Here is a 25,320-nt window from a genome sequence, read left to right as displayed (position 1 = left end):
ATTTCTCTGTTATAAGAAAAATGTATGTCATCAGTAAGTTTTTCTAACATAGAAGAGAAAAATAGGTCAATAAAAATCGGCAAATTTCTCTTAGCTATTGAAAAATTTGTGATTTTTTACACATTTTTTAACCGCACTTTGCTTTTAATTCCTTATAAAAATAAGGGATAAATCAGCTTTTATGATTTTTGCTTATTTATAAATAACTTAGTTTATGTCAATAATCGAACGTAAAATTTTGTGCTTGAAGTTTTGCTAAGAACACATTATCTTGTATCCCGTTTTCAATAAACCACTATATCTTGTGGTTTTGACAAATAATACTAACCAGTCGGAATCATTTCTATGAACAAAGCTATGATGGTCACCAAACGTGACGGAAAACAAGAACCCATCGATTTAGATAAAATCCACCGAGTCATTACTTGGGCGGCAGAAGGATTGGATAACGTTTCTGTTTCTCAAGTGGAATTGCGTTCCCACATTCAATTTTATGAAGGCATTCGCACTTCAGATATTCACGAAACCATTATTAAAGCAGCGGCAGATTTAATCAGCAAAGATACGCCTGATTATCAATATTTGGCTGCTCGCCTTGCGGTTTTCCATTTGCGTAAAAAAGCCTATGGGCATTTTGATCCACCGCGTTTGTATGATCACGTTAAGAAATTAGTGCGTTTAGGCAAATATGATCAAGCCTTGCTAACCGATTATAGCCGTGAAGAATGGGACGAAATGGACGGCTTTTTAGATCACTGGCGTGATATGACCTTCTCTTACGCGGCAGTCAAACAGCTTGAAGGCAAATATTTGGTGCAAAACCGTGTAACGGGTGAAATTTATGAATCAGCCCAGTTCTTGTATATTTTGGTGGCGGCAAGCTTGTTCTCAAACTATCCAAAAGAAACGCGCTTAGACTATGTACGCCGTTTCTACGATGCCACATCAACATTTAAAATTTCTCTGCCTACTCCAATTATGGCAGGGGTGCGTACACCAACTCGTCAATTCAGTTCTTGTGTATTAATTGAATGTGGCGATAGTTTAGATTCGATTAACGCCACGGCATCTGCTATTGTGAAATATGTTTCACAACGTGCGGGAATTGGGGTAAATGCAGGGGCAATTCGTGCCTTAGGTAGCCAAATCCGTGGTGGTGAAGCGTTCCATACGGGCTGTATTCCGTTCTATAAATACTTCCAAACTGCGGTGAAATCTTGTTCGCAAGGTGGCGTGCGTGGTGGTGCGGCAACGGTTTATTATCCGATTTGGCACTTAGAAGTAGAAAGCCTGTTAGTGTTAAAAAATAACCGTGGTGTGGAAGATAACCGTGTTCGCCATATGGATTACGGCGTTCAGCTTAACAAATTAATGTATCAACGCTTAATCAAAGGTGGCGAAATCACCTTGTTTAGCCCTTCTGATGTACCGGGGTTATATGAAGCCTTTTTCGCCGATCAAGATGAATTTGAGCGTCTTTACACGCAATATGAGCAAGATCCAAACATTCGTAAACGTAGCGTGAAAGCCGTTGAACTGTTCTCACTATTAATGCAAGAACGTGCTTCAACAGGGCGTATTTATATTCAGAATGTGGATCACTGTAATACGCACTCGCCATTTGATCCAAGCGTTGCGCCAGTGCGCCAATCTAACCTTTGTTTAGAAATTGCATTGCCAACTAAGCCACTTTCTCATATCCACGATGAAGAAGGTGAAATTGCGCTCTGTACGCTTTCTGCCTTCAACTTAGGCGCGATTGAAAACCTTGATGAATTAGATGAGCTGGCCGATCTTGCGGTGCGTGCCTTAGATGCCCTATTAGATTATCAAGATTACCCTGTGATCGCGGCAGAACGTAGCTCTCTTGCTCGCCGTTCTTTAGGTATTGGAGTAATTAATTTCGCTTATTATTTAGCCAAAAATGGTGTGCGTTATTCAGACGGCAGCGCTAACGATCTCACGCACCGCACCTTTGAAGCCATTCAATACTATTTATTGAAAGCTTCAATGAACCTTGCGAAAGAAATGGGCGCTTGTGAATATTTCGACCAAACCACTTATGCACAAGGCATTTTACCGATTGATACTTATAAGAAAGATGTGGATACACTCACGCAAGAGCCGTTACATTACGATTGGGAAAGCCTGCGCCAAGACATTAAAACTTTCGGCTTACGCAACTCAACACTAACCGCGCTTATGCCATCAGAAACCTCATCGCAAATTTCCAATGCGACCAACGGCATTGAGCCACCGCGTGGACACGTTAGCGTTAAAGCATCAAAAGACGGTATTCTCAAACAGGTTGTACCAGATTATGAAAACCTCAGTGAAAACTACGAATTATTATGGGACATTCCAAATAATGACGGTTATTTGCATTTGGTAGGGATTATGCAGAAATTTATCGACCAATCGATTTCTGCTAACACCAACTACGATCCACAACGTTTTGAAGACGGTAAAGTGCCGATGAAAGTGTTATTAAAAGATTTATTAACCGCTTACAAATACGGCGTGAAAACACTTTACTACCAAAACACCCGTGATGGTGCGGAAGACAGCCAAGAAGATCTCAATGACGATTGTGCGGGCGGAGCTTGTAAAATCTAATAATTTTATTTTAAAAACGAACTTGGAAAAGTATATGAAAATTATAAATAGAATAGAAATACATTATTTTCGTTCAGTATATAAAATAAACTTAGATCGCGCCGAAGATTTAAATATTCTTATTGGGAATAATGATAGCGGAAAGTCAAATATATTAAAAGCTCTAAATTTATTCTTTAATAACCAAACAGAATTAGATAAAAATTTCTATTTTCATGATGATTTAACTAAAAAACGTTCTCAAGAGGTAAGAAAGCAAAAAGGAAAAGCATCTATATGGATTAGAATATATTTTAATAATTTTTTAAAATGGAAATCACTACCTCAAGAGTTTTCCGTGAAGAAAAGTTGGAATAGATATTCAGAAGCTCCTGAAACAATTTATTCTAAAGATATTTCTCCAACTATAATTCCTAAATTCTTAAATAAATTATCATTTCATTATATCCCAGCTATAAGAGGAAGGGATGTATTCTCTTACTTTTTAAATATGCTACATGATACATTATTTAATGATGATAATTCTGAACTTTTATTATCAACAGAGGCATTAACAAAGTTAATCAATGAAAACACCGAAGAAATGACTAAAAAAATTGAAGAGGGAATAGGAATTAAAAGCGATATTAGCCCACCTACAGATTTAAAAGTATTATTTAATAGTTTAGATTTTTCAACAAGTTATAATGATCACCATGTTTCATTACAAAAAAGAGGGGATGGAATACAAGCACGTCATATTCCATACATATTAGATTTCATTACTAAAAATAGTACTAAATATCATATATGGGCATATGAAGAACCTAAAACATCTTTAGAACTTGGTGCAGCATTTCTCTTAGCTAAACAATTTTCAGATGAGTTCTGCAAAGGTAACCAAATATTTGTTACAACTCATTCTCCTGCGTTTTATGATATTGAGGGAGAGCACATAGCTAAATGGTATATATCACAAAATTCTTCCGATAGTAATGCTGAAACATCAGCTAAGAGGGTTACTTTAAAAGATCTACTTGATAATAATCTAGGCATAACTGCATTAATTACTAAAAGAGCTAAAGAGGAATTTGATAGAAGCCAAAAATTAAAAGAAGAAAACGAGCGTTTAAATAAAGAATTGCAAGATAAAAATTTACCTAGAATTATTGTAGAGGGGGTCACAGATAAAGATATACTAAATATAGCATATGAAAAACTTTACCCTGGAAGAACTGCCATATGTAAATTTATTAGTGCAAATGGCGCAGATAATATTTCTTCATTAATTAAGACTAGTAAAATATTCGATGAAAGCGAAAAACCAGATGGTGATTTAGAGCCAGATATTATTATAAGTCTATGGGATAGAGATGATAAAGGCATGAGTTTATTTAGTAAAATAATTGGTAACTATTCTGAAGATGAAGAAACTATCTTTTACAAGATTGGAAAAAATAAGGCTATTTATGCCGGCATTCTACCTATAACAGATGAAATAAAAGAGTTTTCTTCAAAATATACAGATATAAACATCGCAATATCAATGGAACTTATGTTTCCTATAGAGTTAATTAATCTTGCTATAAAAGAAAATATTCTTGTATTCACTAATATAAAAAGAGACACTGCTCTTACCAAAGAAAAGATGGATTTAACAGATATATTCATTAATAAATACAATATTCCAGAGAAATTCCATTTTCTACTAAGAAAACTTGATTCTACTAGCTCAAATAAAGTGTTTTTTTCCAAATGGGTAAAAAATAAAGATACCAATTACTTTAAGAACTTTAAAGTTCTTTTTGAGCAAATAGAAAATATTATTAACAATCACTGCAACAAAGATGGTACTACATTTTGATATTCTGGTATGAAAATCTGCACAGAAAACTCTCGTGCAGATTTTTATTTTTGATTAATTAGTATTAAATATTATTCATCAATACTACGCAATAACTCGTTGATACCGACTTTACCTAAGGTTTTCGCATCAACTTTTTTCACGATTACTGCACAGTAAAGATTATATTTACCGCATTTTGAAGGAAGGCTACCTGAAACGACCACAGAACCTGCTGGTACACGACCATAGTGGATTTCACCAGTTTCACGATCATAGATTTTAGTTGATTGACCGATGAATACGCCCATTGAGATTACACAGCCATCTTCTACGATAACGCCCTCAACCACTTCAGAACGCGCGCCGATAAAGCAGTTATCGCCGATAATGGTTGGGTTAGCTTGTAATGGCTCTAATACTCCACCGATACCAACGCCGCCTGAAAGGTGAACATTTTTACCGATTTGCGCGCAAGAACCAACGGTTGCCCAAGTATCTACCATTGTACCTTCGCCAACGTAAGCACCAATGTTTACATAAGATGGCATTAATACCGCATTTTTCGCGATATATGCACCTTTACGCACGGTTGCTGAAGGCACAACACGGAAACCTTCTTGTTGGAAACGTGCTTCGTCATAGTCTGCAAATTTAAGGGCTACTTTGTCGTAATATTTGGTTTCTGCGCCGTCAATCACTTGGTTATCGTTAATGCGGAAAGAAAGCAATACCGCTTTTTTCAACCATTGGTGAGTTACCCATTCACCGTCAATTTTTTCTGCAACACGGTATTTGCCGCTGTCTAAACCTTCGATCACTTCTTCGATCGCTGCACGCGTTTCTGCATCTACGCTTTTTGGCGTGATTTCTGCACGGCGTTCAAACGCCGCTTCAATGATAGTTTGTAAATTTGACATATTTTGTTTCCTATTCAAATGAAAAAATTAAAACAAGGCGGTATTTTTATCATATTTCCGCCTAAAACTCACCTGTTATTGTTCGTTTTCTCTAACATTTAATTTTCAAGCAATTAGTTTGATGTATCTAATTCCTCAAAAGACTTAACCAAATCATCTACCGCTTTCATTTGGCTCACAAAGGCTTCTAATTTGGCTAATGGCAAAGCAGAAGGACCGTCGCATTTGGCATTTTGTGGATCAGGGTGCGCTTCTAGGAATAATCCTGCAAGCCCTACCGCTAGCCCCGAACGTGCCAATTCTGTCACCTGTGCGCGGCGACCGCTTGACGCTGCACCAAAAGGATCACGACATTGCAAAGAATGGGTTACGTCAAAAATCACAGGGCAACCTTTGGAAACTTTCTTCATTACGCTAAAGCCAAGCATATCCACAATAAGGTTATCATAGCCAAAGTTAGTCCCACGATCACAAAGGATCACTTTATCGTTACCACATTCTTCAATTTTTTCTACGATATTTCCCATTTGCCCCGGACTTAAGAATTGTGGTTTTTTCACATTGATCACCGCCCCTGTACGCGCCATCGCTTCAACAAGATCGGTTTGACGCGCTAAAAATGCGGGTAACTGAATCACATCAACCACTTCAGCCACAGGTTGGCATTGATAAATTTCGTGTACATCGGTAATCACTTTAACGCCAAAGGTGTCTTTTAATTCTTGGAAAATTTTCAACCCCTCTTCCATTCCCGGTCCACGGTAAGAATGAATTGACGAGCGGTTCGCTTTATCAAAAGACGCTTTAAACACATAAGGCACATTGAGCTTTTGCGTTACTTCGACATATTTTTCACACACTGCCATTGCCATATCACGGCTTTCTAACACATTCATTCCACCAAATAGAACAAATGGTTTATCGTTCGCGACTTCAATGTTACCAATTTTAATAACTTTATTTTGCATAGTTTTCTCTAATAAATTTAGTGAATAGATTCTTTTTTTGCTTTTTCTTGCGCTTCAATATCTTTTTTAATTAACGGTAATTGCTCTTTGAACATGATTGAAAAAGAATCATCAGGTCTTTTTTCAACAAATTCTTCAAGATCTTTTAATGCTTCTTGAAGACGCCCAAGCTGCATTTTTAAAATCCCACGATCACGAATTTCATCTAAGCTGCCCGGATAACGTTCTAACACGTTTTCAATATAAGCCAAGGCTGGTTCAAAGTTATTTTCTCGCATTAAAGAATTTTTCGCTAACTGACCATAACGGAACTCTAACTCTTCTTCATCTAGTTCACCTAATAATGGAACAGAGAATTCTACTTCATCACCGTAATGTACTCTAAAAATGTATTCAATATATTTTTCTGAAGATTCTCTGCCAGTCCAAGGATCAAAATAGAGATGTTTTCCATTCACATCTGCTTTAAGCATAATATTGACTGGAAATTCCATTGCATAAATTGGTAATTCTAATTTTTCCGCGAGATACAATAAAACGCCGCCAACAGAAATTGCTACACCTCGACGATTTGTTAAAACATCAGGTAGATAATAATTAGAGTGATCAAAAGAATTATTAGAATCCGTCAAAAATCCCCAATCGACATAAACTAAATCAATTAGTTTTCTGATTTTTGCTTCATCATCTTTTTCTTGCTCAATAGCTTCTCTTGCTTGAGTAAAAAAACCATTCATAATTGAATGAATATTCCCTAGCTCGCGTTGCCCATCATTCCCTGTAAGCACATAAAAGTTAAGCATTTCATTATAAATTGCGTTGCGATTTGTATTCATCAATCATTCCCTCTTGTGTTTAATTGAGCTAATGTTATACGTTCGTTTTGGTTATAATCCTTACGAGAAATAACGTTATGCCACAAATTCTTTTGAAAAAAAGACCGCACTTTTTCTCCCTGCTGCCAACCGTGCTCCAATAACAACCACCCTTGCGGTTTTAGATAAGTTGGTGCATTGATGATAATGTGCCGCAAATCTGCATACCCCTGTTCTTTAGCGACTAAAGCACTTAATGGCTCAAATCGCACATCGCCCAACTGCAAATGTGGATCATCTTTATCAATATAAGGCGGATTACTTACAATGATATCAAAACGCTGATCTTGTAAATTTTCAAACCAATTACTTTGATAAAAAAGAATATTATCAACATCATTACGTTTTGCATTGTCTTGAGCTAAGTTTACCGCATTATCAATAAGATCAACACCCACAACAGAAACTTTAAATAATTTTTTCGATCTAGATCGCAATTCTTGTGCAAGGGCTATTGCAATTGCCCCTGTACCTGTGCCTAAATCTAATATTTTTAATTCTTTGTCAAAGTGAGCTGATGAAATGCGTTCTTCCGCACAAATTAACGCATTTTCCACTAAAATTTCCGTGTCTGCTCTTGGAATAAGAGTATCTTCAGATACCTTCAAATCAAGCGTCCAAAAGGGTTGCTGACCAAGAATATAAGCCATTGGTTCACTGTTTATGCGGCGTTGTAATAATTTCTCAAGCTGTGCAAGTTCTTGTGCTGAAAGCTCGATTTCAGAAAATGCCAAAATGGAAGAACGTGAACGCCCTGTTACAAATTGTAATAATAGGCTGGAATCCACCTTGGGATTAATGAAAGGATCTGTCTTTTTGTTGTCGGCAAGTTGTGTTTCTGCAAAAGCAAGCCAATCTGCATAATTCATTCGGTTATTCTCAATCTCACTGATACAGTAAATTAAAATAAAAAATAAGCTGGATTTTGTTATTTGAATTTACTTTATGTTAAAGCCTAAAGAAGAAAAAAGAAAGGACTGATTTCTTATAAAAATCAGTCCTTTAATATTTATTAAGTGGTTAGTTATGTTCAGATTTATCTGAATTTTCTACCGCACTTTGATCTGCCGTACTTTGATTTTGTGCAGAAGCATTGGGTTCAGCAGATTTTTCTGAACTTGCTTTGCCGTTGTCGTCCCAGCCTGCTGGTGGCGTTACTGGTTCACGGTTCATCAGCTGTTTAATTTGCTCTTCTTCAATGGTTTCATATTTTACTAATGCATCTTTCATTGCGTGTAAAATATCCATATTGTCAATTAATAGCTGTCTTGCACGCTCGTAGTTACGAGTAACAATCGCACGGACTTCTTCATCAATAAGATGAGCTGTTTCATCAGACATATGTTTCGCTTTCGCCATTGAGCGCCCTAAGAACACTTCGCCTTCATCTTCAGAATAAAGAATTGGCCCTAATTTATCAGAAAAGCCCCACTGGGTAACCATATTGCGTGCAATATTCGTCGCAACTTTAATGTCATTTGATGCACCAGTAGAAATATTTTCTTCACCGTAAATCAAATCTTCCGCTAAACGCCCTGCATAAAGGGTGGAAAGTTTACTTTCTAATTGTTTTTGGCTAATGCTTACTTGATCCCCTTCTGGCAAGAAGAAGGTTACCCCTAAAGCACGACCACGCGGAATAATGGTTACTTTATGCACTGGATCGTGTTCTGGCACTAAATAACCTACAATGGCGTGTCCTGCTTCGTGATAAGCGGTAGATTCTTTTTGCTTATCCGTCATAATCATTGTGCGGCGTTCAGGTCCCATATTGATTTTATCTTTGGCTTTTTCAAATTCGAGCATTGAAACCAATGGCTTGTTCATTCGTGCTGCAAATAATGCGGCTTCATTCACAAGGTTAGCCAAATCTGCCCCTGAATAACCTGGTGTACCACGTGCAAGGGTCATCGCATTCACATCTGGTGCAACTGGCACTTTACGCATATGTACTTTTAAGATTTGCTCACGCCCTAATACATCTGGCAAGCCCACTACCACTTGACGGTCAAAACGACCTGGACGCGTTAAAGCGGGATCAAGCACATCTGGGCGGTTGGTTGCGGCGATCACAATCACTCCTTCGTTGCCCTCAAAGCCGTCCATTTCCACCAACATTTGGTTAAGGGTTTGTTCACGCTCATCGTGTCCCCCGCCAAGGCCTGCACCACGTTGGCGACCCACTGCATCAATTTCATCAATAAAAATCAAACAAGGTGCGTTTTTCTTCGCCTGTTCAAACATGTCACGCACACGAGAAGCCCCCACGCCCACAAACATTTCTACGAAGTCAGAACCTGAAATGGTAAAAAATGGCACTTTTGCTTCACCAGCAATGGCTTTGGCTAATAGGGTTTTACCCGTTCCCGGTGGCCCAACCATTAAAATTCCTTTTGGGATTTTACCGCCTAATTTTTGGAATTTACTTGGATCACGCAAGAAATCCACGATTTCCCCCACTTCTTCTTTCGCTTCATCACAGCCAGCAACATCAGCGAAAGTCGTTTTAATTTGCTCTTTGGTGAGCATTTTGGCTCGGCTTTTACCAAAGCTCATTGCTTTTCCACTACCGCCTTGCATTTGGCGCATAAAGAAGAACCATACGCCAACAAGCAATAACATTGGGAACCAAGAGATGAGAATTTGCGATAAAATACCACGTCTTTCTGGCAACGATCCTTCTACTTTTACCTTTTTATTTAATAAATCATTCAATAATTTATCATCATAAATTGGCATTACGGTTGAATATTTTGAACCATCAGATTTAGTAACTTGTAATTCGTTCTCTTCAAATCGCACTTGGCGTACTTGATCATTACCCACATCAGTAATAAAGGTGGTGTAATCGGTAAGATTACCATTCGAACTACCGCTAAAGCCCTGATATGCAGACATCATAACTACTGCAATCACAATCCATAGGACTAAGTTTTTGACCATATCTTTCAAGGTTTGACCTCGTTTTTCTAAGTTAATAATTTGTTACAAGATTACTACATTCATTCCAAAATGAGAAGTTATTGAATTTATAGTTAATATTTGTAACCCGTTGCCACAATATACACCTCACGAGAACGCCCACGAGATGCTTCAGGTTTACGCACTTTAACGACACTAAACAGAGAACGAATTTCTCTTAAATACTCATCAAAGCCCTCACCTTGGAAAACTTTCACAACGAAACTGCCTTTGTGCGCCAATACTTGTTTACACATATCCAAAGCCAGTTCCACTAAATACATTGCACGAGGAATGTCCACTGATGGCATACCACTAAAATTTGGCGCCATATCCGACATTACCACATCAACTTTTGCCTCACCTACGCGTTCCAGCAAAGCATTCAATACATTTTCTTCACGGAAATCCCCTTGCAGAAAATCAACCCCCACAATAGGATCCATTTCTAAAATATCACAGGCAATCACACGCCCTTTGCCACCAATTTGGCTGACGACATATTGCGACCAACCGCCCGGTGCGGCACCAAGATCAACTACCGTCATTCCTGCTTTAAATAGTTTATCGGTTTGTTGAATTTCATCTAATTTGAAATAAGCACGTGAACGCAATTTCTGTTTATGTGCCTTTTGTACAAACGGATCTTTAAAATGCTCATTCAACCAACGGGTTGAACTTGCTGAACGTTTTTTCTTTCCCATAATTTCTTAATTTTTGTGGTAGTTTTGTCAATATGAGGTTAAAATTTCCCAGTTCAAGGTGGTATTCGGAATTTCTCCAGAAAAAACCACCGCACTTTATAAACATAGGATTAAATTAATGCAGTTATCAACAAAACAAAAACAATTTTTAAAAGGGCTTGCACACCATTTAAGCCCTGTCGTTATGCTAGGTGGAAATGGCTTAACCGAAGGGGTTATCGCTGAAATCGACAACGCACTCAATCATCACGAATTAATTAAAGTGAAAATTGCTGGTGCTGATCGCGAAACCAAACAGCTGATTATTGATGCGATTGTGAGAGAAACGCAAGCCGCAGCGGTGCAAACTATCGGTAATATCCTTGTGCTTTATCGCCCAAGCGAAGAGCATAAAATTTCCTTACCTAAAAAATAAGTAAAATGGGGCGTATCAAAACGCCCTATTTTTTATTTATATTCCACCTCAATAATATCGAACTCAACCGTTCCCCCGGGGGTGGCGATGGTGACGCTATCGTCCACTTCCTTACCAATTAAGCCACGGGCAATAGGTGAATTAACGGAAATCAAGCCTTGTTTAATATCCGCTTCATCATCGCCCACGATTTGGTAGGTAACTTCTTCGTCCGTATTCACATTCACTAACACGACTGTTGCACCAAAGATCACTTTGCCATTATTTGGCATTTTCGTCACATCAATGATTTGGCTGTTGGCTAATTTCCCTTCAATTTCTTGAATACGCCCTTCGCAAAAACCTTGCTGCTCACGCGCCGCGTGATATTCCGCATTTTCTTTCAAATCACCGTGTTCGCGCGCTTCCGCAATAGCTTTAATAATTTCTGGACGGCGAACATTCTTTAAAAACTCTAACTCTTCTCTTAATTGCGCTGCACCGCGTACCGTCATTGGAATTTGTTGCATTGTTAATCCTTGTTCCTTTTTTAGTCAAAAATAAAACTACAACAAAGCAATATGTTTTCATTATTCAGCTTTGCCGTAGCTCAAAAATCATTTTGGTATAAACCGCCTTATTACACCATTTTATGCAAGAAATAATTTTACTCTCGCAGTATCCAGCACTATTATTGTGTTTCTAAAAAAAAATAGCAACCATAGCGATTATTTATGTACAAATTATCATCAAAATTACTGCCTTTTGCATTAGGCATTTCCTTTGCTTTGCACACGCCATATAGTGCAGCTGAAGTGGACGTGGCACAACTTAGCACGCAACTTCCTGCGGGAACAAGTCTTTCTTTTGTGGCAAAAAACTTAAAAACGCAAGAAATTCTCACCGCACTTAATCCGCAAACCTTTATGCTTCCAGCAAGTACGCAGAAAGTATTTACCGCGCTTGCCGCCAAGCTCAGTCTTGGCGATGAATTTCATTTTGAAACAAGTCTGCTACGCCAAGGTAATATTCAAAATGGAGAGTTACGCGGTAACTTAGTCATTGTTTTCACCGGTGATCCAGATTTAACCAGTGATCAGCTTTATCAGCTACTTACCCAATTAAAACAGCAAGGTATTCAGCGTATTACTGGTGATCTTATTTTAGATACTTCCATGTTTACAGGACACGACCGTGGCTTAGGTTGGATTTGGAATGATTTGTCAATGTGCTTTAATTCGCCCCCTGCAGCAGTGAATATCAATCATAACTGTTTTTATGTGGATCTTGATGCCAATTTGCCTGTGGGCGAACTGGTGAAATTCAATGTGCCAGCGCAATATCCCGTGCAAGTGTTCGGGCAGGTGCGTGTGGCAAGCAAAGAAGAAGCGCCTTATTGCCAACTTGATGCCGTGTTGCACGACAACAATCGCTATCAGATTAAAGGCTGTCTTGCACGTCAAAGCAAACCTTTTGCACTCAGTTTTGCCGTGCAAGATCCCAATGCTTATGCAGCAGCCATTATTCAACGTCAATTAAACCGCCTTGGCATTGCATTTAACGGTAAAATCCAACAGCCGCGTACAGTACAAAAAGGGCAAATTGTGGCGCAACATTTGTCTAAACCGCTGCCAGATTTGATCAAAAAAATGATGAAAAAATCTGATAACCAAATTGCCGATGCACTCTTTCGTACCATTGGTTATCACTATTACAAACGCCCTGCGTCCTTTCAACTTTCCGCGAAAGCAATGCGCCAAATTTTGCAATCTCAAGCAGGAATAAAATTCGATAATAGCGTTATCGCCGATGGTTCTGGGCTTTCACGCCATAACTTAATTTCTGCTAATATTATGTTGCAAGCCCTTGAATATATTGCTAATCACGAAACAGAACTACATTTATTAGACAGCTTTCCTATTGCAGGGGTAGATGGCACATTAAGCGGACGGGGTTCGATGATCAAGCCACCGCTTGCACAAAATATTTCCGCTAAAACAGGCGCATTAAAAGGGGTTTATAACCTTGCTGGCTTTATGAAAAATGCTAAAGGCGACCCCGTTGCCTTCGTACAATTTATCAATGGCTATTCCACGGGTGATCTCGAAAACAAAACCAAACGCGCACCCCTAGTGCGTTTTGAAAATGCCCTTTACAGCCAACTTTATGAGGATTAAGCAATGAAATTACAGCATATTTACTTATACCCCATCAAATCTACGCAAAGCTATGAAGTGGCGCAAGCCGTGGTTCAACCGCAAGGGCTGAATTTTGATCGCACGTTTATGCTCACAGAATTAGACGGCACCTTTATCACAGCACGCAAAGATGCGGAACTTTACCACTTCCACGCGTTGCCGACACCGCTTGGTTTATATATTCAGCATAAAGACGGTTCAGCCATTCAAGTTCAATATACGGATTTTCAGCAAAGCCAAGCCTGCGAAGTGTGGGGAAATGAATTTAACTCATTGCTTGCGCCGCAAAACATTAATCACTGGTTTAGCGAGAAAATAGGCCGTGCCGTGCAATTGCGCTGGACAGGCGAACACACGCAACGCAAAATTAAACGCTACCCCGACCAACCGCTTTCTTTTGCAGATGGCTACCCACTTTTGCTCACCACTGAAGCGTCTTTTAACGCAGTACAGCAAGCTTGTCCAAGCCCAATTTCACCGCTGCAATTTCGCCCAAATTTAATTATTGACGGCATCGCCCCCTTTGAAGAACAGCAATGGGGTGAAATTCAAATCGGTGAAGTCAAATTCTTACACAGCAAACCTTGTGAACGCTGCGTTCTCACCACTCGCAACCCTACCACCAACCAAACCGATCCGAAAATGGAACCTTTCCGCACGCTGAAAAAACTCAACCGCAACGAACAAGGCGCACCACTTTTCGGCGTTAATTTAATTCCGTTGAATACGGGGATTATTCGCGTAAATGATGAAGTGAAAGTTTTGACATTGAAATAAAAAAAGTGCGGTGGTTTTTTCTGATAAATTTCGGGATTTAATCGTAGTTAATATATTGAGAATAATTCTCAATTATATTGATAACTATTTTTAGTTATGCTAAGGTGATGAAGATTATTTTTACTCACTCAAGGAGAATAAACCGATGAAAAAACAGCTTCCAACCTTAGCCATTGCTCTCACTTTGAGTTTTATCGCAGCTCAAGCCAACGCGCACGGCGTTTATTTTGCCAATCGTTTAGATCAAAAAGCCCTTGTGCTAGGTGAAGGACCATTGGATAACGTTTATAAACCAGAAATGGTCAAAAAATTCATCGCACTTGATAATATGGGGCGAGTATTTCCGCTAACCCCTATTGCAGCAAACAATCATATCAGCATTGTTCCAAATGAAAAGTTAGGTATTTCCGTTGTGGACTTTGATTATGGCTATTTCACTCGCGATAACGCAGGGAAAATGCACGCGTTCAAACGCTTTGAGGAAGTGGCTGACGCGCAAAAAACAACGCACGCACTAAAATTCAATGTACATTATTGGAATGAGAAAGCGAAACCACAAACTGTTGAAGCCTATATTCAAATTGTACCTAAGGTTAACCCGCTTACGTTACATAAAGGGGATAAATATGAAGTGCAAGTGTTGAAAGAGGGAAAACCTTTTGCCAATGCGCCAATTATTCCTGATGTGCTGAATGATTTAACTACGGAAATCAAAGCTGATGAACAGGGCAAAGCCGTCTTAACAGTGAGCGCAGAGGGAACAAATGTAGTTGGAGTGGAAATCGGCGAACCAACGAGCACTCATACACAGAATAAATATTTTTCTTCGCTCTCTTTTATTTTATATCCTGAAGATTAATGATTGCTTATGAATAATCTCTTTGGTTTTACACCAAATCAACGTTTTGATAGTAATGCTAGAATTTATCCTTAATTGCGGTTAGGAAAAATAAATCAGAAAAGAAAAGTGCGGTGAAAAATTACCGCACTTTTTTATGACGTTATTTTTAGTCATCAATGTGAATACTATGGAACCTTAAAACAAGCCACTAAATGCTGTTCATTTCCTTCCAAGCGTGGTTTGCTGAGTGTACATTCAGTGTCTGCAATGGGACAACGAGTACGGAACACGCAGCCTGAAGGCGGATTGATTGGCGATGGAAGATCCCCTTCTAGTAGCTGAATTTTTTTACCCCTTTCCAAATCAGGATCGGGAATTGGCACGGCTGACATCAGGGCTTTGGTGTAAGGGTGTTTGGTTTCGTGATACACCTTATCATAAGTGCCTAGCTCCACCGCATTGCCCAAATACATCACCAATACGCGATCGGAAATGTGTTTAACCACAGCAAGATCATGTGCGATAAAAATCAGCGATAAGCCCATTTCTTTTTGTAAGGATTTTAACAAATTCACTACTTGCGCTTGAATGGATACGTCCAACGCTGAAACGGGTTCATCGCAAATAATTAATTTTGGCTCAATAATCAAGGCGCGTGCAATGCCAATCCGCTGACATTGTCCCCCCGAAAATTCGTGCGGGTAGCGGTTGATTAAATTTGGCAATAACCCCACTTTTAACATCATTGCTTGCACGCGTTCTTTCACTTCATCTGCCGATAAATGGGGAAAATAAATTTTCAGTGGCTCAGCAATAATATTTCCAATAGTCATTCGTGGATTAAGCGATGCCAAGGGATCTTGGAAAATCATCTGAATATCTTTGCGTGTGTCGTGCCACTGCTTTTCAGATTGCTGGCTGAGATCTTTACCTAGCCATAAAATATTGCCGCCTGCGGCTTTCACTAAGCCAATAATCGAACGAGCAAGGGTAGATTTTCCGCAACCAGACTCCCCTACCACGCCCAAGGTTTCCCCTTCATATAGTTTAAAGGAAACGTGGTTTACTGCGTGCAAGGTTTGTTTTTTCTTAAATAAAAAGCCTTCGTTGCTTTGCACTTTGAAGTGTACGCTCAGATCTTCAACTTCTAATAATAATTTTTTCATCTTAATTCCCCCTTACCAGCTGGCTTGGCTCAATAAAACAAGCACGCAAGCGGTTTGGCGCAAATTGTTCCAATGGCGGACTGTTTTGGCATTGTTCCGTTGCAAATTGGCAACGTGGGCTAAATGGACAGCCCGTTGGCAAATGCAATAAATTAGGTGGATTGCCGGGAATAGTTAAGAGTTTATCTTCTTCAGAATCCAAACGTGGCACGGCGTTGATCAAACCAATGGAATAAGGGTGAGTTGGCTGATAGAAAATATCTTTCGCTGAGCCATATTCCATCGTTCTTCCCGCATACATCACCAGCACCTGATCGCAGCTCCCAGCCACCACGCCAAGATCGTGCGTAATCATAATAATTGCTGTATTAAATTCGTGTTTTAATTCATTTAACAGCGTCATTATCTGTGCTTGTACAGTTACATCTAAGGCGGTGGTTGGTTCATCAGCAATTAATAATTTTGGACGACATAATAATGCCATTGCGATCATCACACGCTGACGCATACCACCAGAAAATTCGTGCGGATACATTGCCATTCGCTTACGCGCTTCTGGCATTTTCACCGCGTCTAACATTTTCACGGATTCTTCAAAGGCTTGTTTATAATCATAACCTTTATGTAGTACCAATACTTCCGTGAGCTGTTCGCCAATTTTCATATAAGGATTAAGCGATGTCATTGGATCTTGGAAAATCATCGCAATTTGCTCCGCTCTTAGGCGGTTTAATTGTGAGGGCGATAAACCTAAAATCTCTTCGCCATTAAAACGGGCTGAACCTGAAGTGCGTCCGTTATCAGCTAATAGTCCCATCAAAGCAAACGCGGTTTGCGATTTTCCTGAACCTGATTCACCAACAATGCCTAAGGTTTCACCAGCATTAAGGCTAAAGGTTAAGTTGTTTACTGCGGTAACCTCGCCGTCTGGCGTTTTAAAAGTTACTCTTAAATCTTGAACATCAAGGAGAGGGTGTTTTTCGTTTTTCATTTTCTCACCTTATCGATCTTTCGGATCAAGCGCATCACGCAAGCCATCACCAATAAAATTAAAACAAAATAGCGTTACCACTAAAAATAATGCGGGGAAAATAAGTAACCAAGGCGCGGCCTCCATTGAGTTTGCCCCATCATTTAGTAATGCGCCCCAACTACTAAGCGGTTCTTGTGTACCTAATCCTAAGAAACTTAAAAAAGATTCAAACAAGATCATTCCCGGCACGAGCAAAGAAGCATAAACCACCACAACACCTAATACGTTCGGCACAATATGTCTCCAAACAATTTGACTTGGTGAAACACCACATACAATGGCTGCTTCGATAAATTCTTTCCGTTTAAGGCTTAGGGTTTGCCCACGCACGATACGCGCCATATCCAGCCAAGACACCATGCCAATTGCCACGAAAATCAGCAAAATGTTTTGCCCAAAAAATGTAACCAATAGGATCACAAAAAACATAAACGGAAAAGAATATAAGATCTCTAAGATACGCATTAAAATCGCATCGGTTTTGCCGCCCACATAACCTGCGGTTGCGCCATAAAGCGTGCCAACTAAAACGGCAATAAGTGCCCCTGCAATCCCAACTAATAAGGAAATACGCCCGCCAATGGCAATACGAACTAGAAGATCTCGCCCTAGGCCGTCTGTGCCTAAATAGTGCATTGATTCAAAATCTGGCGGTGAAGACATCATTGCCCAATCGGTATCATCATAGCTAAAGGGCATCAACATTGGTGTAAAGGTTACAAAAAGCAAAATGAGAAATAACACGAAAAGGCTCACCACCGCCGCTTTATTGCGGAAAAAACGGCGTCTGGCATCTTGCCATAAACTGCGCCCTTCGACTTTGTCTAATTGCTCCCCTAATTTTTCCATTAGTGCTTGATTTTCTTTTGTTTTTATCATTGTCTGCACTCCATTAATAACGAATTTTCGGGTCAATCACGGCATAAAGAATATCTACAATGGCATTGAACACAATGGTTAATGTGCCAACCAAAATAGTTAAACTTAGCACTAAGGAATAATCACGATTTAGCGCACCATTCACGAAAAGCTGCCCGATACCCGGTAGCACGAAAATGCTTTCAATCACCATTGAGCCGGTAATAATTCCCACAAAAGCAGGCCCCATATAAGAAATGACAGGCAACAGTGCAGGGCGTAACGCGTGTTTCAAAATAATTCGCGACATTGGTAACCCTTTTGCTTTCGCCGTGCGAATAAAATTAGAATGCAAGACTTCGATCATTGAGCTACGCATAATCCGCGCAATACTAGCAATATAAGAAAGGGAAAGGGCAATCATTGGTAAAATCATATTGGTCAGCTGTCCGCCTTCCCAACCGCCTGAAGGCAGCCATTTTAAGGTAATGGAAAAAATCAGCACCAACAACGGGGCGACCACAAAACTGGGGACAACAATTCCCGTCATCGCAAAGGTCATTATCAAATAATCTAGCCACTTATTTTGTTTCAACGCGGCGATAACGCCTGCGGAAATCCCGCATACTAAGGCAATTAAAAAGGCTGAAAACCCTAATTTTAACGATACTGGAAAAGATTGCGCAACAAGCTGGTTTACGCTGTAATCTTTATATTTGAATGAAGGCCCGAAATCACCGTGTGCCAAATCTTTCAAGTAAATGCCATATTGCACCATTAATGGCTCATTCAAATGGTATTTTGCTTCAATATTGGCAATGACTTCTGGTGGGTAATTTTTTTCACTGGAAAATGGACTGCCCGGGGCAAGCCGCATCATAAAAAAAGAAACGGTGATTAAAATAAATAAGGTTGGGATCGCCTCTAAAATACGGCGAAAAATTAATTTAAGCATAAAATTATTCCCACAAAAAAATTTAGAAAAAAACACCCGCACTTTTCTTAAAATGCCAAAAGTGCGGGTAAAAAAGATTAATGTTTAATGATATAAACGTCTTTTAAATAATAGTTTTGTGCTGGGTGCGCATAAGCAAAGCCTTTCACCCAAGGTTTAATTAAACGCGGTTGAACATAATGATAAACTGGCACCATTGCGGTATCCGCATCTAACAATCCTTCTGCTTTGGCATACACTTCTGCGCGCTCATCATCGTTTTGCGCTTTGAATGAAGAATCAATCAAGGCATCATAAGCTGGATTTTTATAGAATGCAGTGTTGTTCGCACTATTGGATAAATAATAGTTCAAGAACGTGCTGGCTTCATTATAATCCGCACACCAACCTGCACGCGCCACATCAAAGTTGCCTTGATGACGCGTATCTAAGTAGGTTTTCCACTCTTGATTTTCCAAGGTGATATTCACCACGCCTTGTAAATTTTTCTTCCAAATGGACTGCGCAGCACTCGCCAGTTTTTTGTGGTTATCAGAGGTGTTATATAACAATTTGAAATTTAACGGGTGAGACTTATCAAAGCCCGCTTCTTTCAACAATTTAAGCGCTTCTTGGTTACGCTGATCTTGCGTCCAATTTGCCCACTCAGGGTTAGTCATTTTCTCAGCCCCATTGATAAATGGCGGGGTGAAAATATAAGCGGGTTTTTGCCCTTGTTGTAACACTTTATCTGTTAAAATTTCACGTTCTAAGGCTAAAGATAAGGCTCTGCGCACTTTTGGATTATCAAACGGTGCTTTTGCCGTATTGATTTCGTAAAGATAAGTACAAAGTTGCGGCGCGTGATAAAGCTCATCGCCTAATTCTTTTTTCACTTTGCCATATAATTCAATTGGAATTTCTTTCCCGGTAATATCTTCATCGCCTGCACGATAACGCGCCACATCTGTTGATGAAGATTCAATCGGCAATAACACCACTTTATCCAACACGGTGCGCGCGTTGTCCCAATAATTCGGATTGCGCTCTAACACGGCTTTTTCGTTTACAACTGCAGATTTCAGCACAAATGCCCCGTTACCTACGAGATTACCTGGTTTCGTCCAGTTATCACCAAATTGTTCTACCACTTTTTTATTTACTGGCGCTAACACATAATGTTCAACCAATTTATCTACATAAGGCACAGATTCCGTTAAATGTAACACCAACGTATGATCATCTTTGGCTTCAACACCGAGATCAGTAACAGGAAGTTTGCCTGCGGTAACTTGATCCGCATTTTTCAATTTCACAAATTCTAAGAAGCTTGCATAAGGTGCTGCCGTTTTCGGATCGGCTAAACGCTGCCACGCATAAACGAAATCACCTGCCACAACAGGATCACCATTTGACCATTTTGCCTCAGGGCGAAGGTGGAATGTCCAGGTTTTAAAATCTGGGCTATGCTCCCAAGAGGTCGCCGCCCCCGGAATAATATGCCCTTTCGCATCAGAAGTCACTAAGGTTTCAAACAACTGACGCGCATAATAACCTTCTACATCGCCTTCCATTTTTTGTGGATCAAGGGTGGCGGGGTTAGAACTAATATTCCAAGTTAATTCTTGCTTTTCTGCTAACTGTGTCCCAGCGGGTACCTCTGCCGCCATTGCCGAACCCACAGAAAGGGATAGCCCTAAAATGGCAGATAAAAGTGTTTTTTTGAATGACGTGTGCATCTTTTCCTCCTAGATTGTTTTTATAAAATGGCTTTCATTAATAAAGGAATTTTCTGATGTTGTAAATAAGAAATTGCGAAATCATCAGGAATTTTTTCTCTCTTTTCTAATCACAGCATTTGATTTACAAAAAATAGACAAAAAAACACCGCACTTTTGTTTTAATTGGGCTGAATAATGTCACTAATAGTGCATAAAAAAAGCTGACTTCATACTGAAATCAGCTTTATCGGTTAAATTACAAAAGGATTAATATCCCATCGCTGCGCCATCTGGATTACGCGGATCTGAAGCGCCATAAAATCCGCCTTCGGTTACTTGAACAACTTGTTCACGCCCCATTGTCGCTTTTGTCACGACATCATAACCTTTTTGTTTAAGCAGCTCGATGGTGTCTGGGCTAATGCCTTCTTCAATGCGTAATTGATCTGGCTGCCATTGATGGTGAATACGTGGAACGTTGATGGCTTCCGCAGGATTCATTCCATAATCAATCACATTTGTAATACTTTGTAATACGGTTGTGATAATTCTTGCTCCGCCTGGTGTACCAGTTACCAACCAAGGCTTACTATCTTTTAATAGAATAGTTGGTGTCATTGAAGATAATGGGCGTTTTCCTGCCTCAATCGCATTAGCATCTCCGCCGATCAAGCCAAAAGCATTCGGCACACCGGGTTTTGCCGAAAAGTCATCCATTTCATTATTTAATAAGATCCCCGTGCCTTCAGCCACAATTCCAGATCCAAAATTGAGATTAAGTGTATAAGTTACCGCTACCGCATTTCCGTCTTTATCCATAATCGAATAATGCGTGGTTTGATCACTTTCATAAGGGATTGGATTGCCTTCTTTAATCTCTCTCGCTGGCGTTGATTTTTCTGGATTAATTTTTTTCACTAATTCATCTGCATAAGCCTTTGATGTAATGCCTGCCACCGGTACTTTAACAAAATCAGGATCACCTAAATAGGTTGCACGATCAGCATAAGCTAATTTCATTGCCTCAGCATAGTGATGAATCGCTTTGGCACTATTAACACCAAATTCTTTCATCGGATAATGGGATAAAATATTTAGCAATTGAACTAAATGAACACCGCCAGAACTTGGGGGTGGCATTGTTACCACTTTATAGCCACGATATTCCCCTTCAATGGGTTTACGAATCACTGCCTTATAATTTTTCAGATCATCAAGGCTAATTAAACCGCCGTGTTTTTCCATTTCTTGCACAATTTTTTGTGCGATCTCACCTTCATAAAACGCTGACTTTCCTTGTTGTGCAATAAGGCGCAAAGAATGTGCTAAATCCTGCTGAACTAAATTATCACCAAAAGTAAGTGGCTGATCTTGCTTGAAAAAGATCGCTTTGGTACTTTTCCATTTAGCTAAATTGTCTTTCTCAACTTCTAACGTTGCAGCGAGTGTTGGACTAATCGCAAAACCTTGCTCGGCTAATTTAATTGCTGGCGCAATCACTTGCTCACGCGGTAAACTCCCCCATTTTTCTAACGCCAAAAGCAAGCCCGCCACCGTTCCTGGTACACCCACAGCGGAATGAGTAAACAACGATTTCCCATCAACCAGATCACCTTTTTCATCTAAATACATATCTCGGTGTGCTTTTTGTGGTGCCATTTCTCTAAAATCGATAGTAATATTTTCACCGCTTTTGGCATCATGCAACACCATAAAACCACCGCCACCAATATTACCAGCATTTGGTAGTACTACAGCCAAAGCAAATCCCACTGCAACCGCCGCATCAATGGCATTTCCCCCCTGACGTAAAATATCCAAACCAACTTGCGTTGCTAAATGTTGCTCTGTTGCTACCATTCCATTTTTTGCATATACAGGGTGGAAAATGTCCTTACTCTGATCATAGCGTTGAGCCGCTAAGATAGACTGTTGGGTTGCTTCTGTGGAATATGCCGGCAAAGAAACCATAGATAAAGAAAAAGGAATCGCTAACAATGTAGCGAGAAGAGATTTACGAAAATGCATAATGTGTTACCTTCCTGATAGTTATAATTTATAAAGATAGCTAGATTAATGAACAATCTTCTGTTCACCAATCCCAATCAAAAAACCAAGCAAATTCTCATCACATAGAAAAATTTCACTCTGTTTTTTGGGTTGCATCTATTTTTTAACAAAAAGATAACAATTCATCAATCATTTAATGATTATATTTAAGATCAAAATTACATAAAAAAGCACCGCACTTTTGTTTTACACATAAGAGTACACATAGAACAGACTGAGTATAAAACCAAAGAGCGGTGCTTTTTCGCTTAATTTTTTTATTTAGGTTTAGGAGAGTTTTTCTAACTTTGCTAACGCGGCAATGAGCCATTTGATGCCTTCGCCTTGGAAAGCAATTTGTAGGCGAGTGTTGTTGCCTTCGCCCTCCACATTAATAATGGTGCCATTTCCAAATTTGCCGTGTTTAACTTTTTGTCCCATTCTCCATTCACTATCCTTGCCCGATTTATGCGTATTTAGCGATCCCACGGCTGCGCGGTTATAGGCACGGGTAACCGTACCGCGTAAACGCACTTCTTGAATGCAATCTTCTGGCAGTTCCTCAATAAACCGTGAAGGCAAATGGCGCTCTTCTTTACCATATAAGCGGCGACTTTCTGCATAGCTAATGGTGAGTTTTTGTTTGGCTCGGGTAATCCCCACATAAGCTAAACGGCGTTCTTCTTCTAACCGCCCTGGCTCTTCAAAGGAACGGAAATTCGGGAATATTCCCTCTTCTACGCCCACCATAAAAACACGGGCAAATTCTAGCCCTTTGGCAGAATGCAAGGTCATCATTTGCACGCTAGATTGATGTGGTGAAGCCTGTTCTTCCCCCGCTTCTAAAGAGGCGTGAGTGAGAAATGCCATTAAATCTGTCATTTCTTCGGCGTCTTCAGGCTTGATAAACTCTCGAGTGGCGCTAACTAATTCTTCTAAGTTTTCGATCCGCACTTCGCCTTTCTCGCCTTTTTCTTGCTTATACATTTCATATAAGCCTGAATGTTTGATGACAAAATCCGTTTGCGCAAACAAAGGCATTTCCGCCGTTTCTTGCTGTAAGGAATTAATTAATTCTGTAAAGCGCAACAAGGCTGTGGCAGCACGTCCCGCCAGCATATTTTCCTGAATGGCAACTTGAATGGCTTGCCATAGGGTGATTTGTCGCTCACGCGTTAATTGGCGCAGAACATCTAAGGTGCGATCGCCAATACCTCGTGTTGGCGTGTTGATAACACGTTCAAAGGCGGCATCATCAAAGCGATTGGCGATTAAACGTAAATAGGCTAAGGCATCTTTAATTTCTTGCCGTTCAAAGAAGCGTAATCCACCATAAATGCGATAAGGAATTTGCGCACGAATCAAGGCTTCTTCTATCACGCGCGATTGGCTGTTACTACGATATAAAATGGCACAATCATCTAGCTTTCCACCATCATCGAGCCAGATTTTGATTTGGTTTGCCACAAACTGCGCTTCGTCAATTTCATTAAATGCGGCATAAATTCCCACAGGATCGCCCTGCTCACCCTCTGTCCATAAATCTTTGCCAAGGCGGTTGCTGTTATTGGCGATCAAATGGTTTGCGCTATTGAGAATATTGGCCGTAGAGCGATAATTTTGCTCAAGGCGAATGGTTTGTGCATTGTGAAAATCTTCTAAAAAACGATGAATGTTTTCTACTTGCGCGCCACGCCAGCCATAAATAGACTGATCGTCATCACCCACGATCATTATTTTGCCCGCTTCCCCTACCAATAATTTGATCCACGCATATTGAATTTTGTTGGTGTCCTGAAACTCATCGACTAAAATTTGCGAAAAACGCTGCTGATAACGTTGCAAAATCAACGGTTTTTTCAGCCATAATTCATAAGCGCGTAGCAATAATTCAGAAAAATCTAGCAAACCTGCGCGATCGCAAGCATCTTGATAAATTTGATAAATTTTGATCCAAGTGCGTTCTTGCATATCCCCTTGATCATCGATTTGATGTGGGCGCAAACCTTCTTCTTTTTGGTGGTTGATATACCAACAGGCTTGCTTTGGTGGATAGGCTTTTTCATCAATATTGTGCAGTTTAATCAAGCGTTTAACTAAGCGTTGTTGATCATCACTGTCTAAAATTTGAAAATCCTGTGGCAGCCCTGCATCGGCATAATGGGCGCGTAATAAGCGGTGAGCAATACTGTGAAATGTGCCGATCCACATTCCCATTACACGTTGTGATGAATATTTCGCCAGAGTTTCTTCAATTCGATGGCGCATTTCTGCTGCGGCTTTATTGGTAAAGGTTACCGCCATTATGCTTCCTTCAGAAATTTGCTCCACAGCAATCAACCAAGCAATGCGAAAAGTCAGCACTCGCGTTTTACCGCTGCCCGCGCCCGCTAGCACTAAATAATTGCCTAAGGGCGCAGCCACTGCTTCACGCTGTTTATCGTTTAAACCATCAAGTAATTCAGAAATATCCATCACATCAC

General features: G+C 39.9%; 21 protein-coding genes. 7 read left to right on the top strand and 14 right to left on the bottom strand.

The window, feature by feature from the left end; translation table 11 throughout:
* The first annotated feature begins 24 nt into the window (after window positions 1-24).
* From ACLS0A_RS03865 to ACLS0A_RS03855, 3 genes are all read left to right on the top strand, one after another.
* Entirely contained in the window at window positions 25-171 is a 147-nt protein-coding gene (locus ACLS0A_RS03865; RefSeq protein WP_416082453.1) for a hypothetical protein, read from the top strand.
* Window positions 172-345: 174 nt separating this feature from the next.
* Window positions 346-2,616 carry a class 1a ribonucleoside-diphosphate reductase subunit alpha gene (gene nrdA, locus ACLS0A_RS03860; protein WP_416082454.1) on the top strand — a complete coding sequence of 757 codons (2,271 nt, stop codon included), beginning with the start codon at window positions 346-348 and terminating at the stop codon, window positions 2,614-2,616.
* The gene (locus tag ACLS0A_RS03855) at window positions 2,582-4,459 is read left to right on the top strand and encodes an ATP-dependent nuclease (RefSeq protein WP_416082455.1); all 1,878 of its coding nucleotides are present in this window, start codon (window positions 2,582-2,584) and stop codon (window positions 4,457-4,459) included. The genes nrdA and ACLS0A_RS03855 overlap by 35 nt, the downstream gene beginning before the upstream one ends.
* A gap of 71 nt (window positions 4,460-4,530) precedes the next feature.
* On the opposite strand, the gene dapD is transcribed toward ACLS0A_RS03855, so the two are convergent.
* From dapD to rlmE, 6 genes are all read right to left on the bottom strand, one after another.
* Entirely contained in the window at window positions 4,531-5,358 is an 828-nt protein-coding gene (gene dapD / locus ACLS0A_RS03850; RefSeq protein ID WP_416082456.1) for a 2,3,4,5-tetrahydropyridine-2,6-dicarboxylate N-succinyltransferase, read from the bottom strand.
* Between the two features lie 113 nt (window positions 5,359-5,471).
* Entirely contained in the window at window positions 5,472-6,326 is an 855-nt protein-coding gene (gene kdsA / locus ACLS0A_RS03845) for a 3-deoxy-8-phosphooctulonate synthase (RefSeq protein ID WP_126372289.1), read from the bottom strand.
* Window positions 6,327-6,343: 17 nt separating this feature from the next.
* Complete coding sequence (locus ACLS0A_RS03840) at window positions 6,344-7,162, bottom strand: SirB1 family protein (protein ID WP_416082457.1); 819 nt, start codon at window positions 7,160-7,162, stop codon at window positions 6,344-6,346.
* Window positions 7,162-8,070, bottom strand: a complete 909-nt coding sequence (prmC, locus tag ACLS0A_RS03835) for a peptide chain release factor N(5)-glutamine methyltransferase (RefSeq protein ID WP_416082458.1) — start codon at window positions 8,068-8,070, stop codon at window positions 7,162-7,164. Before prmC ends, ACLS0A_RS03840 begins: the two co-directional genes overlap by 1 nt.
* Window positions 8,071-8,221: 151 nt before the next feature.
* On the bottom strand, window positions 8,222-10,144 hold the full coding sequence (ftsH, locus tag ACLS0A_RS03830; RefSeq protein ID WP_416082459.1) for an ATP-dependent zinc metalloprotease FtsH: 1,923 nt from the start codon (window positions 10,142-10,144) through the stop codon (window positions 8,222-8,224).
* A gap of 92 nt (window positions 10,145-10,236) precedes the next feature.
* Entirely contained in the window at window positions 10,237-10,866 is a 630-nt protein-coding gene (gene rlmE / locus ACLS0A_RS03825; protein ID WP_416082460.1) for a 23S rRNA (uridine(2552)-2'-O)-methyltransferase RlmE, read from the bottom strand.
* A 118-nt stretch (window positions 10,867-10,984) separates the two neighbouring features.
* Here rlmE and yhbY point away from each other — a divergent pair, with 118 nt between their 5' ends.
* Window positions 10,985-11,281, top strand: a complete 297-nt coding sequence (gene yhbY, locus ACLS0A_RS03820) for a ribosome assembly RNA-binding protein YhbY (RefSeq protein ID WP_416082461.1) — start codon at window positions 10,985-10,987, stop codon at window positions 11,279-11,281.
* A 32-nt stretch (window positions 11,282-11,313) separates the two neighbouring features.
* On the opposite strand, the gene greA is transcribed toward yhbY, so the two are convergent.
* The gene (gene greA / locus ACLS0A_RS03815; protein WP_103852936.1) at window positions 11,314-11,790 is read right to left on the bottom strand and encodes a transcription elongation factor GreA; all 477 of its coding nucleotides are present in this window, start codon (window positions 11,788-11,790) and stop codon (window positions 11,314-11,316) included.
* A gap of 204 nt (window positions 11,791-11,994) precedes the next feature.
* Between greA and dacB the strand changes: the two genes are divergently transcribed.
* From dacB to ACLS0A_RS03800, 3 genes are all read left to right on the top strand, one after another.
* Window positions 11,995-13,437 carry a serine-type D-Ala-D-Ala carboxypeptidase gene (gene dacB, locus ACLS0A_RS03810; RefSeq protein ID WP_416082462.1) on the top strand — a complete coding sequence of 481 codons (1,443 nt, stop codon included), beginning with the start codon at window positions 11,995-11,997 and terminating at the stop codon, window positions 13,435-13,437.
* A 3-nt stretch (window positions 13,438-13,440) separates the two neighbouring features.
* The gene (locus tag ACLS0A_RS03805; protein ID WP_416082463.1) at window positions 13,441-14,235 is read left to right on the top strand and encodes an MOSC domain-containing protein; all 795 of its coding nucleotides are present in this window, start codon (window positions 13,441-13,443) and stop codon (window positions 14,233-14,235) included.
* Between the two features lie 145 nt (window positions 14,236-14,380).
* On the top strand, window positions 14,381-15,094 hold the full coding sequence (locus tag ACLS0A_RS03800; RefSeq protein ID WP_416082464.1) for a DUF4198 domain-containing protein: 714 nt from the start codon (window positions 14,381-14,383) through the stop codon (window positions 15,092-15,094).
* A gap of 167 nt (window positions 15,095-15,261) precedes the next feature.
* On the opposite strand, the gene oppF is transcribed toward ACLS0A_RS03800, so the two are convergent.
* From oppF to uvrD, 7 genes are all read right to left on the bottom strand, one after another.
* Window positions 15,262-16,242: a murein tripeptide/oligopeptide ABC transporter ATP binding protein OppF gene (gene oppF, locus ACLS0A_RS03795; protein ID WP_416082465.1), complete on the bottom strand. Its 981-nt coding sequence runs from the start codon at window positions 16,240-16,242 to the stop codon at window positions 15,262-15,264.
* Between the two features lies 1 nt (window position 16,243).
* Window positions 16,244-17,233: an ABC transporter ATP-binding protein gene (locus ACLS0A_RS03790; RefSeq protein WP_416082466.1), complete on the bottom strand. Its 990-nt coding sequence runs from the start codon at window positions 17,231-17,233 to the stop codon at window positions 16,244-16,246.
* A gap of 9 nt (window positions 17,234-17,242) precedes the next feature.
* Window positions 17,243-18,154 carry an oligopeptide ABC transporter permease OppC gene (oppC, locus tag ACLS0A_RS03785; RefSeq protein WP_265755370.1) on the bottom strand — a complete coding sequence of 304 codons (912 nt, stop codon included), beginning with the start codon at window positions 18,152-18,154 and terminating at the stop codon, window positions 17,243-17,245.
* A gap of 13 nt (window positions 18,155-18,167) precedes the next feature.
* Window positions 18,168-19,088 carry an oligopeptide ABC transporter permease OppB gene (gene oppB, locus ACLS0A_RS03780; protein WP_103852558.1) on the bottom strand — a complete coding sequence of 307 codons (921 nt, stop codon included), beginning with the start codon at window positions 19,086-19,088 and terminating at the stop codon, window positions 18,168-18,170.
* A 77-nt stretch (window positions 19,089-19,165) separates the two neighbouring features.
* The gene (locus ACLS0A_RS03775) at window positions 19,166-20,806 is read right to left on the bottom strand and encodes an ABC transporter substrate-binding protein (protein ID WP_416082467.1); all 1,641 of its coding nucleotides are present in this window, start codon (window positions 20,804-20,806) and stop codon (window positions 19,166-19,168) included.
* A gap of 249 nt (window positions 20,807-21,055) precedes the next feature.
* Entirely contained in the window at window positions 21,056-22,816 is a 1,761-nt protein-coding gene (gene ggt / locus ACLS0A_RS03770; RefSeq protein ID WP_416082468.1) for a gamma-glutamyltransferase, read from the bottom strand.
* 309 nt (window positions 22,817-23,125) lie between these two features.
* Entirely contained in the window at window positions 23,126-25,312 is a 2,187-nt protein-coding gene (gene uvrD / locus ACLS0A_RS03765; RefSeq protein ID WP_416082469.1) for a DNA helicase II, read from the bottom strand.
* Window positions 25,313-25,320: the final 8 nt, after the last annotated feature.

The sequence above is a fragment of the Avibacterium volantium genome (genome assembly GCF_049366555.1).
Classification (GTDB): domain Bacteria; phylum Pseudomonadota; class Gammaproteobacteria; order Enterobacterales; family Pasteurellaceae; genus Avibacterium; species Avibacterium volantium_A.
The sequence above is the reverse complement of the archived record's forward strand: the minus strand, read 5'-3'. Positions and strand labels throughout refer to the sequence as shown.

Bases quoted from the DNA above. Each gene is read 5' to 3' on its own strand.
- greA (WP_103852936.1), bottom strand. From the start codon at position 11,790: ATGCAACAAATTCCAATGACGGTACGCGGTGCAGCGCAATTAAGAGAA.
- rlmE (WP_416082460.1), bottom strand. From the start codon at position 10,866: ATGGGAAAGAAAAAACGTTCAGCAAGTTCAACCCGTTGGTTGAATGAG.
- oppB (WP_103852558.1), bottom strand. From the start codon at position 19,088: ATGCTTAAATTAATTTTTCGCCGTATTTTAGAGGCGATCCCAACCTTA.
- dacB (WP_416082462.1), top strand. From the start codon at position 11,995: ATGTACAAATTATCATCAAAATTACTGCCTTTTGCATTAGGCATTTCC.
- ACLS0A_RS03840 (WP_416082457.1), bottom strand. From the start codon at position 7,162: ATGAATACAAATCGCAACGCAATTTATAATGAAATGCTTAACTTTTAT.
- kdsA (WP_126372289.1), bottom strand. From the start codon at position 6,326: ATGCAAAATAAAGTTATTAAAATTGGTAACATTGAAGTCGCGAACGAT.
- dapD (WP_416082456.1), bottom strand. From the start codon at position 5,358: ATGTCAAATTTACAAACTATCATTGAAGCGGCGTTTGAACGCCGTGCA.
- ACLS0A_RS03800 (WP_416082464.1), top strand. From the start codon at position 14,381: ATGAAAAAACAGCTTCCAACCTTAGCCATTGCTCTCACTTTGAGTTTT.
- oppC (WP_265755370.1), bottom strand. From the start codon at position 18,154: ATGATAAAAACAAAAGAAAATCAAGCACTAATGGAAAAATTAGGGGAG.
- ACLS0A_RS03790 (WP_416082466.1), bottom strand. From the start codon at position 17,233: ATGAAAAACGAAAAACACCCTCTCCTTGATGTTCAAGATTTAAGAGTA.
- ACLS0A_RS03805 (WP_416082463.1), top strand. From the start codon at position 13,441: ATGAAATTACAGCATATTTACTTATACCCCATCAAATCTACGCAAAGC.
- ACLS0A_RS03775 (WP_416082467.1), bottom strand. From the start codon at position 20,806: ATGCACACGTCATTCAAAAAAACACTTTTATCTGCCATTTTAGGGCTA.
- ACLS0A_RS03855 (WP_416082455.1), top strand. From the start codon at position 2,582: ATGACGATTGTGCGGGCGGAGCTTGTAAAATCTAATAATTTTATTTTA.
- oppF (WP_416082465.1), bottom strand. From the start codon at position 16,242: ATGAAAAAATTATTATTAGAAGTTGAAGATCTGAGCGTACACTTCAAA.
- ggt (WP_416082468.1), bottom strand. From the start codon at position 22,816: ATGCATTTTCGTAAATCTCTTCTCGCTACATTGTTAGCGATTCCTTTT.
- ACLS0A_RS03865 (WP_416082453.1), top strand. From the start codon at position 25: ATGTCATCAGTAAGTTTTTCTAACATAGAAGAGAAAAATAGGTCAATA.
- nrdA (WP_416082454.1), top strand. From the start codon at position 346: ATGAACAAAGCTATGATGGTCACCAAACGTGACGGAAAACAAGAACCC.
- prmC (WP_416082458.1), bottom strand. From the start codon at position 8,070: ATGAATTATGCAGATTGGCTTGCTTTTGCAGAAACACAACTTGCCGAC.
- ftsH (WP_416082459.1), bottom strand. From the start codon at position 10,144: ATGGTCAAAAACTTAGTCCTATGGATTGTGATTGCAGTAGTTATGATG.
- yhbY (WP_416082461.1), top strand. From the start codon at position 10,985: ATGCAGTTATCAACAAAACAAAAACAATTTTTAAAAGGGCTTGCACAC.
- uvrD (WP_416082469.1), bottom strand. From the start codon at position 25,312: ATGGATATTTCTGAATTACTTGATGGTTTAAACGATAAACAGCGTGAA.